Here is an 11852-nt window from a genome sequence, read left to right as displayed (position 1 = left end):
CTCATTTAACAAATGGTAAAAAGTATCAGGAACGGCCATTCTTCCTGATCCTGCTGAGCGATTGCCGGGTAATGCCAAGAAAAGAGGCAATAGCGCTTAATGGTACGCGGGATACGATATCCGGTTCCTTTTGCAGGAAGTGACGGTAGCGTTGCGAAGCATCCAGGCCCATATATTCATTGCGGGTCTGGATCTTTTCCAGCAGCCCCTGTTGGGTGATAGTATTTATTAAGGCTTCCAGGTAAGGGATATCTTCGTATAGCCGCAGCAGGTACTCCCTGTGCAACGCGATCACCCTGGCATCACAGGCAGCTTCCAGTGTGTAATCCGACGGCATATTTTTTGAAAAACTATCGAGCACCGTAGCACACCTGTTCTCTTTCAGGAAAAACATGGTAATGTCTTCCCCTTCACTGGTATGTTTTACCAGTCGTACAACACCTTCACAGATAAAGAACAGCTCCCGCGCAATTTTCCCTTGCGCAAGCAGTACTGTTCCTTCCTTTACCTCCTGTACGCACAACCCATCGGATAACAACTGCCAGTGCTCGCCCGGCATAGGATGAAGGTGTTGCAGAAAACGGTAAAAAGTATCCATACAGTTCATAGTGCGCAATTTCTTCACAATATTATAGATAGTAGCTGACAATACCTGCAGTAGCGAAGGAAATTGTATCTTTAACATCTCCCAAAAAATATTTCAATGGCATATAATGAATTACTCGCAGACCGTGTACGTGAAATCCTTTCTGCTGCTACCGATAACATCATTGAAAAGCAAATGTTCGGCGGCCTTTGCTTTATGGTAAATGATAAAATGTGCGTGGGCGTAAAAACCGATAAAATAATGGTCCGTATTGACCCTGAAAAATCCGGAGAGGTACTGGAATCCGCCACCGGTGCAGAAGCAATGGTGCATGGCAACCGGGTAATGAAAGGATATATTTTTGTAGATGAAAATGAGTTACACACCAAAAAACAACTACAGCACTGGATTAAAATGGCATTAGAATTTAACGTAAATGCTAAATCTTCCAGGAAAAAATAACCTGATAATGCCGGTCCGTCCTTGATTTGCTGCATTTTTTTCTATCTTTAAAACCACTGTAGCAATTTTAGGAACCTGATTTATAACCGGCATTATTCGATTACTTATGAACACATTTACGCTGATAACGGCTTTAGTTACCATTAGTGCATTAATTTCCTACATCAACAACCGATTCATCAAGCTCCCCGGAACCATAGGTGTGATAGTGGTTTCGCTCCTGCTATCTTTACTGATTTCACTGACGGGTAAAATTTTCCCTGATGCTTTTACTTTTATCAAAGATGTGACCAATGGCATCGACTTTACCGGCACCCTGCTGGATGTGATGTTAGGCTTCCTGCTTTTTGCCAGCGCCCTGCATTTTGATTTCAATAAGCTGAAAGCGCAACGGTATCCCGTACTGGTATTGAGCACTGTGGGCGTGATAGGCTCTACTTTTATATTCGGATTCCTGCTGTACTGGGCCACTGAGCTGTTGTATATAGATGTGCCGCTGGTATATTGCCTGTTATTCGGAGCGCTCATTTCACCCACAGATCCTGTAGCAGTATTATCTATCTTAAAAAAATCAAAAGTACCGCCTGCACTTGAAACTATCATTGGTGGAGAGTCTTTGCTAAATGATGGCACCGGCATCCTGTTATTTGTGATCCTTAAAGAAGTAGCAGGCCAGGCCGATACTCATGTGTCGCTATCGCATGCAGTTGCCGTGTTTTCACAGGAAGTATTCGGCGGTATTGTGCTGGGTGTTATCTCCGCCATTGTTGCCTACAGGACTATGAAACGTGTAGACGATTTCAATATTATTGTTATGGTGTCTTTATCTATGGTAATGGTGATTTCTGTTTTAGGTGCCATGTTACATGTGTCTATTCCACTGGCGGCCGTTTCAGCCGGTTTAATATTGGGCAACACCTCCCTTGGTACTAAAAATGCAGAAGAAATACAGCATTACTTTCACAACATCTGGAGCCTGATAGATGAACTGCTGAATACGATTTTGTTTGTAATGATAGGGCTGCAGATCGTGATCATGCCATTCCTGAAAAATTATTGGTTCACCGGCCTGATGGCCACTGTATTTGTGCTCATTGCAAGAGCGCTGAGTATCACTATTCCGGCAATTGTATTAAAACGCTCGCTGAAAACAAACTATAAAAGCATTGGTATCCTCGTTTGGGCCGGATTGCGGGGAGGTATTTCCGTGGCGCTGGCATTGTCGTTGCCGGAGTCGCCGTATAAAGAACTGATCCTCTCCGCGAGCTACTTTGTAGTCCTCTTCTCTATCATCGTACAGGGCCTCACCCTGAAGAAAGTGGTGGACCGGATGATCTGAGCGGGTTTTGTCTGACTCAGGATTAAACTGATTACACTGATTACGCTGATTTTATTTTTTGGATTTAAATGATTTGGGGAAATTTAAGTGGATATTTTCGCTTAAATCTCCCCGAATCTGTTAAAATCATTTATAAAATCCAAAAAATAAAATCAGCGTAATCAGTGTAATCAGTTTAATCCTGAGTCAGACAAAACCCGCGTGCATTAACGGAGTGAGAACTCCTGAGACAGTACGAAGTCGGCAGAACTTTTTCCTATATTTATTTTATACCTGCCTTTGTATAATTTCCAGTTATGTTGTCGTAAATCCCATTTCTGCAGGTCTGTTACGGGTATTTCAAGTATTGCAGTTTCTTCGCCGCCTTTGCTCACATGCACCCGTTTAAAGGCTTTCAGTTCCTTTACCGGCATACGTTCCATGTTAGGGTAAGTGATATAGGCCTGTAGTACTTCATCGCCATCAAACGGGCCGGTATTTTTAACGGATACGGATACACGTATCGTGTCTTTACTGCGGTATTCCTTTGCCGGCAGTGTATGCCAGTTATAATCAAACTTCGTGTAGCTGAGACCGTAGCCGAACGGATATGCCGCTTTTCCTTTAAAATAACGGTAAGTGCGGTTCTTCATGCTGTAATCTTTATAATCAGGTAAGTCGTTCAGGGATTGATAAAACGTAACCGGCAACCGCCCTGCGGGCGAATATTTTCCGAAGATGATATCAGCGAGGGCATTACCTCCCTGCTCGCCGGGATACCATGCCAGGATGATAGCATCTGCATAGGGAGCGATGGCGTCCACATCTACAGCGCTGCCTGCAGTGATCACTGCGATGATAGGCTTCTTATGCGCTTCCCTTAATTTCTTCATAAACAGGATCTGCGAACGGGGCAGGCTCAGCGTATTTTTATCGCCACCGGAAGGCGACAGGAAGGCATCGCCTTCTTCCCCTTCCAGCAATGGTGTTAAGCCAATTACGGCTACGGTTACATCGCAGTTCTGCGAAGCCCAGATGCCGCCAAAATGCAGGGTGTCGGTAAAGTCGCATCCCTGGTCGTATTGCATGGCCATACCTGGCCCGGCGGCTTTGGCTAAACCTGCAGCAAAGGTCACCATATTGCCTGATACGCCGTGATAGTTGCCCATCAACGCTTCCAGCGATGCAGAGTTGGAGCCGGTTACCAGCATGGAGGCATATTTATCCCCGGTCAGCGGCAACACCCCATCATTTTTAAGCAGTACCATGCTTTCACGTGCGGCTTCACGCGCCAGCCGGGCATGATAGTCGTTGTTTACACTGTCTTCCCCATACCGGCTGTAAGGGCTTGCAGTCGGTGCATCCATTAATCCCAGTTTAATACGGGTACGCAGTGTAGCGCTCAGTGCACTGTCTACATTCGCACTGGTAAGCCATCCTTTGTTTATGGCTTTCATCACATCATCCTGCAAAATATTGGCGCAGTCCAGGTTTACACCTGCTTTTACCGCGGCCGCGGCTACTTCTTCACGGGTAGGAATAGCTTTATGGCGCAGCCAGATATCATCCAGCGCCCAGCAGTCGGTTACTACCTGTCCGCCGAATTTCCATTCATGCCGCAGGATATCCTGCAGCAATGTGTTACCGGTGCAACAGGGTTGGCTGTTAACACGGTTATAAGCGCACATGACCGACTCTACTTTATCATCCACCAGTTTCTTAAAAGCATACAGATAGGTTTCCCGCAGGTCTTTCTCATCGACGATGGCGTTAAAGCTGTGCCGGTCGGCCTCGGGGCCACTGTGTACTGCGAAGTGCTTGGCACAGGCAGCGGTTTTCAGCATGCCCGGTACATCGCCCTGCAGCCCCTGTACAAAAGCGCCGGCCATGGTAGCGGTGAGGTAAGGATCCTCCCCGTATGTTTCCTGTCCCCGGCCCCAGCGGGGATCGCGGAAGATATTGATGTTAGGTGTCCAGAAGTTGAGTCCCAGGTATTGTACATGCCTGTGCTGTTGTACCGCGAGGTTATATTTAGCCCTGGCCTCTGTAGAAATAGTGTTGGCTACTTCCCTGGCCAGTGGCGCATTAAAGGAGGCCGATAACCCGATGGCCTGCGGATATACAGTGGCCTCTCCGCCCCTGGCAATACCATGCAGCGCTTCATTCCACCAGTTATAGGCGGGGATCTGCAAACGGTCGATGGCCGGGCTGTTGTAACCCAGCAGCGATATCTTCTCGGGAAGGGTAAGGGTACGCAGCAGGTCGTTCACCCGCTCATTCAGTGGGGCATCCGTTTTACGGAAGAGAGCCGGCTGCTGTGCAGCTGCATTTAAAGTAAACAAACACATTAAAGCGCTAAAAAAGAAGACCTGTTTTCTCCACATGCTAAACCATTTTTTCTATAAGAGATGCTATGTTCCCGCAAGTTATCATATAAAAAACATAATCGCATGGCGGTCTCGCCACAATGGTTTATTTTGTTTATTATCGTGAAGAAAATAATAAAATAGTATGACTAATTGGGAAAAGATCAGGGCTGACTATCCGGTATGTAATAACTGTACTTATTTTTTCACCAACGGCGGCGGACCGGTAAGCACTCCTCTTGTACAAAAGGCAACTGCGCTACTCACTGAGCTCAGTGAAAAAGGCCGGGGGGTAATGCCGGGATGGGATCAGCAGACCCGTGAAGTAAGAGGCCTTATCGCCGGCATGATCCATGCAAAAGCCAGTGAAATTGCTTTCATCACCAATACCTCCCAGGCTATGATCCTGCTGTATAGTATGTTCCCAAAACAGTACGAAATCATCACCATGCGTGATGAATTTCCCAGCAGCTTTGTGGGATGGATGCATAACGGGTACACTGTTCACTTTGTTGATAGTGATGAGCATAATGTGATCTCAGTGGCAGACATCGCCGCTAAAATCACACCAGCTACCCGTATCCTGATCACCAGCCATGTGATGTTCAGAACCGGCTTCCGTCAGAACCTGAAAGCTATCGGTGAATTGTGCAAACAACATCAGCTGATCCACATTGTAGACGCCACACAATCGTTTGGTGTAAACAATATTGATGTACAGGAATACAACATAGACATACTCATTTTCCATGCTTACAAATGGGCCGGCGCCGGTTATGGCGCAGGCGCCATGTATGTATCACAGGAAATACTGGACCGGTATCCGCCGCAAATGATGAGCTGGTACAATGTAGATTACGAAAAGCCCGACTTTGACCTGGTACAGGACTATACAAAGTTCACTCCCAAAAAGGACGCCACCGTATTTGAAACCGGCACGCCCCCGTTTATCAATATCCTTTTACTGGGAGAAGCGCTGGGGTATATCCAACGTACGGGTGTTCTCGTTATTGAGTCCTATGTTCAGGAGCTTATTGTATACCTGGGGCAACAGGCTGCGGCACATCATATCACACTTCTCTCCGCTTACCCTGCTGAGCATCTTTCTGCAATACAGCTGCTGGAAATCACGCCGGAACAGAATGAAAAAATAGTGAAGAATAATATCCGGGCAAGGTATAAGAACAACCGGCTCACCGTAGCCCTTAACTGCTACAACAATAAAGCTGACATAGACAGGTTGTTCGCAGTGCTGGGAGAATAGAGCGGAGTTTGTCTGACTCAGGATTAGGATGATTATAATGATTAAATTGAGGGTTTAACCTGTGCTTATGTTTTAATAAGCGGAGTTTGTCTGACTCAGGACTAGGATGATTACACTGAATGTTTAACCTGCTTTGTTGTAACAAGCGGAATTAAAATAATAAGGGAGATATAAGACATGCTTACATCTCCCTTAATTATTATAAATAAAACGTAAAAAATAAAATCAAACAAATCAGTATAATAAGCGCAATCTGTGAGTCAGACAAAATCTGCACACTTCCTTAAAAGTTGAAGTTATCCGGGTCCGGGCCTACTCTTTCTCCGCGATCCAGGGCATCTATCTGCTGTATATCTTCCTTGCTGATCTCAAAACTGAATAACTGCGCATTGGAAATCACCCTGTCCTGGCGGATACTTTTAGGAATGGTAACTACTCCTTTCTGCAGATCCCATCTTAATACCAGCTGGGCCACTGATACGTTATATTTTTTTGCCAGTTGTTTCAGCAAAGGGACTTCAAATGCTTTACCCTGCATCAGGGGGCTCCAGGCTTCGAACTGCACATTGTTCTTTTTACAGAAATCAAGCAGAACGGGCTGTACCAGGTAAGGATGGAATTCCAGCTGATCCACCATCGGAATCACCTTTGCGCTTTGGAACAGGTCTTCCAGCTGATGTTGCAGGAAATTGCTGACACCGATCGCTTTCACACGGCCATCTGAATAGAGTTTTTCCAATGCGCGCCAGGTTTCTTTGTATTTGCCTTTCACCGGCCAGTGTATCAGGTAAAGGTCGAGATAATCCGTTTTCAGTTTTTCCAATGAGGTCTCAAATGCTTTCAGGGTGCTGTCGTAACCCTGGTCGGCATTCCAGACCTTTGTAGTCAGGAAGATATCCTTACGGTCGGTCGCATTTTTCTCAATGGCAATACCTACCCCTTCCTCATTGCCATAGATAGCCGCGGTATCTATATGGCGGTACCCCGCGTCGAGTGCATAGGTTACTGAGTCGATCACTTCCTGGCCTTCCTTTGTTTTAAAAACACCTAATCCGAAATAAGGCATCTGCACACCATTCGATAATTGCACAGTACCGTTAATGTCTGTAATATTCATATAATGGAGGTTTATTTATTGTTTGAAATGCCCGCCCGGCTGCGCGTCTGCCATCCTGCCCGGGTATAAGCCGGGTAGGATGACCGGGCTCCGGTAATTCCTTCATCGCACATTCAGTGCTTACAGATTTACAGCTGCAAAGGTACGGTGGAACAAAATAGACGTATTGGTAAATATCACAGATATTTTTGTACAAATAAGAGAAAAAGGACCCGGGGACATTCCCTCTGGTATTAGTTTATTATTTAAAAACATCTTATCTTTGCGGAGCACTTTTAAAAGTATATGAACAACTATCTCACATATCAGGCAGGCAATCATGCAGCAACCGTAATCAGAGCGGTAATTGCAAGTACCCGCATTGTCTTAATTCAAGACGGGGAGGCAAATCCATCCCGGATATGAGAGGTTAATATATAACTCCTGAAATCTTTTCATGGGCCTCTTCATCCGAAGAGGCCTTTTTATTTGCTTCCCCCATGCTCCCGGTTCTTTTAGCAAACAATAACATTATGAGCAGCAACAGGAAATTTATTATTAAAGCATCAATGTCATTTACACGGCTGGTCCGGTAATGCAGACTTCCTGTTGCGTAAAGCAAAGGCCGCTCATTACCAGCTGAGCGGCCTTTTTTAATTCCTTTTAAAGAAGAAAATATGAAACGCTTAGCAGATTTTAGAAATATAGGTATCATGGCACACGTCGATGCAGGTAAAACAACGCTTACTGAACGAATGCTTTACTTCACCGGCTTCACACATAAATTAGGTAATGTAGACGATGGTAACACCGTAATGGACAGTGATCCACAGGAAGAAAAAAGAGGTATCACCATTTCTTCTGCGGCTATCACTACCTACTGGAAACACCAGGATAATACCTGGCAGATCAATATCATTGATACGCCCGGCCACGTTGACTTCACCGCGGAGGTGGAACGCTCCCTGCGCGTGCTCGATGGCGCTATAGCCGTATTCTGCGCCCGCTCCGGTGTACAACCGCAGTCGGAAACAGTATGGCACCAGGCGGATCGCTATCATATTCCCCGCATTGCGTTCATCAATAAGATGGACCGACAGGGTGCCGATTTCCGGCGTGTTGTAGGCGACATACGTCAACGACTAAACGCCAATGCACTGCCGGTACAATTACCCATCGGTGCAGAAGACGACTTCAGCGGTGTAATAGACCTGGTTACCATGAAAGCGCTCGTATGGAACACAACCGACGGCAAAACATATGAAACACAGGAAATACCGGCTGCCTTACTGAACGAAGCCATTGAAGCGCGTAATTATTTACTGGAAGAATTATCGCTGCTGGATGAATCCCTGCTGGACAAATATGCTACTTCACCGGAAAGCATCCTTCCTCAGGATATTTACACGGCGCTGCGCGGCGCTACCATCCGCATGGAAGCCGTGCCGGTACTGGCGGGCGCTGCCTATAAGAACAAAGGCATTCAGCCCCTGCTCGATGCAATAACCACCTACCTGCCTGCTCCTTCAGACATTGGCGATGTAAAAGCCGTCAATTCAGAAACAGATGCGGACATAGCGATCCCCGTTAGTGAAAATGCGCCGCTGGCAGCACTAGCGTTTAAGATCATCACCGACGACTACGTAGGGAGGTTAACGTTAGTACGCGTGTATGCAGGTGTATTGCATAATGGCGACACCATATGGAACAGCCGCACCGGCCGTAAAGTAAGGATCAGCCGCCTGATGAGGATCATGTCTGATAAATATGAAACCGTAGAAGCAATAGGCGCCGGCGACATCGGCGCGGTAGCGGGACTAAAAGACGTAAAAACAGGCGACTCCCTTTCTCACCCGGATCACCCGGTGCTGCTGGAACAAATCAGCTTCCCCGAACCGATGATCGGTTATGCGATTGAAGCAAAATCGGCGAAAGATAACGACAAACTGGGCGATGCCCTGAACAGGCTGCAGGAAGAGGATCCTACGCTCACGGTAACTGTAGATAACGCTACCGGGCAAACGATCCTGAAAGGCATGGGGGAGCTTCACCTGGAAGTGGTGCTGGAAAAACTGGCCACACAATATCACCTGGACATCAACAAAGGACAGCCGCAGATTGCGTACAAGGAAATATTTACGCAGGCGGTTACCCATCGTGAAGTGTATAAAAAACAAAATGGCGGCTCCGGTAACTTTGCCGACATACAGTTTGAATTATCACCCGGCGATGAACAGGCAACAGGTTTGGAGTTTATCAACGAAATTAAAGGCGGCGCCATTCCAAAAGAATTCATCCCTTCGATCAGTAAAGGCTTCGAATCGGCCATGCACAATGGCGTACTGGCTGGTTACCCGGTGAAGTCCATGCGGGTGAGGTTACTGGATGGTTCCGTGCATAGCAACGACTCCCATGCACCGGATTTTGAACACGCTGCCATCATTGGTTTCAAAAGCATAGCTGCTAAAGCAGCTCCCCGCCTGCTGGAACCCTGGATGAAGGTAACAGTTACCATGCCGGAAGAATTTACCGGCACCATTACCGGCGACCTGAACAGGCGGCGAGGGGTGATCAGGCACATAGAGATGGATGGGCCCGTGCAAACCATCACTGCTATGGTACCCTTATCAGAATTATTCGGGTATATAACGGTGTTGCGTACACTCTCTTCCGGAAGGGCGTCTGCTTCGCTCACATTCGACAGCTACCAGGCCGTTCCCGGTAACATCACCAGCAATGTGCTGGCTAAATAAAATGAAAATGGTGAAGGAGTATAACCTTCACCATTTTTGTTAACAATAAAACCTTTTCTTATTTCAGTTCTTCATTACCACCATGAACATCCTGGTAAAATTTCTTTACAAACCTGCTATCGGGTAATGAATTCAATACGGCTATCAGCCATTTCCCATCTTTCTTCACAACTTTTCCTTTATAATAACCAACAGACATCAGCTGTATCTGACCGTCTGTAAGGTCTGTCCAGAGATTACTGGCATACATGGTTACCCGCACGGTATCATTTACGGCGGGGTAAAACTGCATATTGGAAATGAGGTGCCTTGAGAGAAAATGACTGTTGCGGGTACTGAGTAAAAGCGAATCTATTTTAGCAGTCCAGTTCTCCTTTCCCCTCAGCTTTACGCCATCAATTTCCCCCCGGATGTTATCATCCATAAACTCTACGCATTTCGCCAGGTCTCCATTGTCGAAATGTTCACAAAAACCATAAATTACTTTTTCAATCTTTTGCTGGTCGCGGTATTCCAGTTCATTAGGATCAGGGGCCGGTATAACAGCAGCGGTGCTGTCGCCCACCGGCTTTTTTTCCGGAGATGTGTGACAGGCAAGGAAGCCTGTGATGCCAAGAATAAGTGCAGTGGCTATCGGGAAAAATCTGGACATTTTATAAATTTTGTGATATAACAAAACAAACGCATAAATAGTTTTACTATATCACAAAATATCAGCTTATAACGGGCACTTCTGGTGATAATCGATCAGCTCAATCGGGGTATTGGCCAGCTCAATTCCTTTGTAGTAGGTTTCGATTTCATCCAGCACTTCTTCTACTTCCTCCACGGTTTTGAGGGTCACCAGCCGTGGACGGAACTGTTTGATATCCGGTAAACCTTTCAGGTAATTGGCATAGCAACCACGCATCTCGTTGATCCCCTGTACGGGGCCTTTCCATTCCACAGACAGGCGCAGGTGTTTCTTGCTTACAGCAATACGTTCTTCCAGGGTGGGCCCTGCCATGATCCCGCCGGTATTCACATAATGTTTGATTTCCCGGAATAACCACGGATAGCCGATCACAGCGCGGCCGATCATGATACCATCCACACCATAGCGGTTCTTATACTCCAGGGCTTTCTGCGGGCTGTTGATATCCCCGTTGCCAAAAATGGGAATATGGATACGGGGGTTATTTTTTACTTTGCCGATAAGGGTCCAGTCGGCTTCACCTTTATACATCTGACAGCGGGTCCGGCCATGGATGGCGAGGGCTTTGATACCCACATCCTGTAACCGTTCCGCCACTTCTTCAATATTCTTTGAGTCGTCGTCCCAACCCAGCCTCGTTTTCACCGTAACAGGCAGTTTGGTAGCCTTTACACAGGCTGCCGTAAGCCGTACCATGAGGTCAAGATCTTTCAGCACACCGGCCCCGGCGCCTCTTCCAGCCACTTTTTTTACCGGGCAGCCAAAATTAATATCCAGCAGGTCGGGGTTCGTAACATCCACGATCTTCGCCGCCATTGCCAGGCTGTCTTCGTCGCCGCCAAAGATCTGTATCCCCACGGGGCGCTCGTATTCAAAAATATCAAGCTTTTTACGGCACTTAATGGCATCGCGGATCAACCCTTCACTGGAAATAAACTCCGTATACATGAGGTCGGCGCCGGCATCCTTGCACACCGCCCTGAAGGGAGGGTCGCTCACATCCTCCATAGGAGCCAGCAGCAAAGGGAAATCAGGAAGCGTTATGTTATCAATCTTTACCAAAATCTATAATTTTTCATGGCAGCCGCAAAGATAAAGAATTTATCGCCTCCGGCGATAAGCGGATTTTGTCTGACTCAGGATTAGGATGATTTTGAGGATTTGTCTGAGTTCTTGCCCTGCGTTTTACTTTATAGCGGATACTGTCTTTTACAGGATCACACTGGTTTATTAAATATCTCTCTTAATTATAATAAAATGTAAAAAATAAAATCAAATAAATCATCAAAATCATCCTAATCAGTGAGTCAGAC

The 11852-nt window shown here is 46.5% G+C and carries 10 protein-coding genes; 4 read left to right on the top strand and 6 right to left on the bottom strand.

Annotated elements, in window-relative coordinates:
* Window positions 1-25: 25 nt before the first annotated feature.
* Window positions 26-685, bottom strand: coding sequence for a Crp/Fnr family transcriptional regulator (locus tag ABIE50_RS14765; protein ID WP_209860285.1), 660 nt, complete (start codon window positions 683-685; stop codon window positions 26-28).
* 18 nt (window positions 686-703) lie between these two features.
* Between ABIE50_RS14765 and ABIE50_RS14760 the strand changes: the two genes are divergently transcribed.
* On the top strand, window positions 704-1048 hold the full coding sequence (locus ABIE50_RS14760) for a TfoX/Sxy family protein (protein ID WP_209860287.1): 345 nt from the start codon (window positions 704-706) through the stop codon (window positions 1046-1048).
* Window positions 1049-1154: 106 nt separating this feature from the next.
* A complete protein-coding gene (locus tag ABIE50_RS14755; protein ID WP_209860289.1) occupies window positions 1155-2387 on the top strand; it encodes a cation:proton antiporter in 1233 nt (410 codons plus the stop codon).
* Between the two features lie 206 nt (window positions 2388-2593).
* Here ABIE50_RS14755 and ABIE50_RS14750 read toward each other — a convergent pair whose 3' ends face one another.
* Window positions 2594-4750 carry a glycoside hydrolase family 3 N-terminal domain-containing protein gene (locus ABIE50_RS14750; RefSeq protein WP_354028019.1) on the bottom strand — a complete coding sequence of 719 codons (2157 nt, stop codon included), beginning with the start codon at window positions 4748-4750 and terminating at the stop codon, window positions 2594-2596.
* 127 nt (window positions 4751-4877) lie between these two features.
* Here ABIE50_RS14750 and ABIE50_RS14745 point away from each other — a divergent pair, with 127 nt between their 5' ends.
* On the top strand, window positions 4878-5996 hold the full coding sequence (locus tag ABIE50_RS14745; RefSeq protein WP_209860291.1) for an aminotransferase class V-fold PLP-dependent enzyme: 1119 nt from the start codon (window positions 4878-4880) through the stop codon (window positions 5994-5996).
* Window positions 5997-6279: 283 nt separating this feature from the next.
* On the opposite strand, the gene ABIE50_RS14740 is transcribed toward ABIE50_RS14745, so the two are convergent.
* Window positions 6280-7113 (bottom strand): aldo/keto reductase, encoded by an 834-nt coding sequence (locus ABIE50_RS14740; RefSeq protein WP_209860293.1) that lies wholly within the window; start codon window positions 7111-7113, stop codon window positions 6280-6282.
* Between the two features lie 409 nt (window positions 7114-7522).
* Window positions 7523-7807 carry a hypothetical protein gene (locus ABIE50_RS14735; protein ID WP_209861619.1) on the bottom strand — a complete coding sequence of 95 codons (285 nt, stop codon included), beginning with the start codon at window positions 7805-7807 and terminating at the stop codon, window positions 7523-7525.
* Between ABIE50_RS14735 and fusA the strand changes: the two genes are divergently transcribed.
* The gene (gene fusA, locus ABIE50_RS14730) at window positions 7806-9845 is read left to right on the top strand and encodes an elongation factor G (RefSeq protein ID WP_354028018.1); all 2040 of its coding nucleotides are present in this window, start codon (window positions 7806-7808) and stop codon (window positions 9843-9845) included. The genes ABIE50_RS14735 and fusA overlap by 2 nt on opposite strands.
* 58 nt (window positions 9846-9903) lie before the next feature.
* On the opposite strand, the gene ABIE50_RS14725 is transcribed toward fusA, so the two are convergent.
* A complete protein-coding gene (locus tag ABIE50_RS14725) occupies window positions 9904-10497 on the bottom strand; it encodes a nuclear transport factor 2 family protein (protein WP_209860303.1) in 594 nt (197 codons plus the stop codon).
* A 66-nt stretch (window positions 10498-10563) separates the two neighbouring features.
* Window positions 10564-11601: a tRNA dihydrouridine synthase DusB gene (gene dusB / locus ABIE50_RS14720; RefSeq protein ID WP_209860305.1), complete on the bottom strand. Its 1038-nt coding sequence runs from the start codon at window positions 11599-11601 to the stop codon at window positions 10564-10566.
* Window positions 11602-11852: the final 251 nt, after the last annotated feature.

Source organism: Chitinophaga sp. OAE865 (genome assembly GCF_040546735.1).
GTDB classification, from domain to species: Bacteria; Bacteroidota; Bacteroidia; order Chitinophagales; family Chitinophagaceae; genus Chitinophaga; species Chitinophaga polysaccharea_A.
The sequence above is the reverse complement of the archived record's forward strand: the minus strand, read 5'-3'. Positions and strand labels throughout refer to the sequence as shown.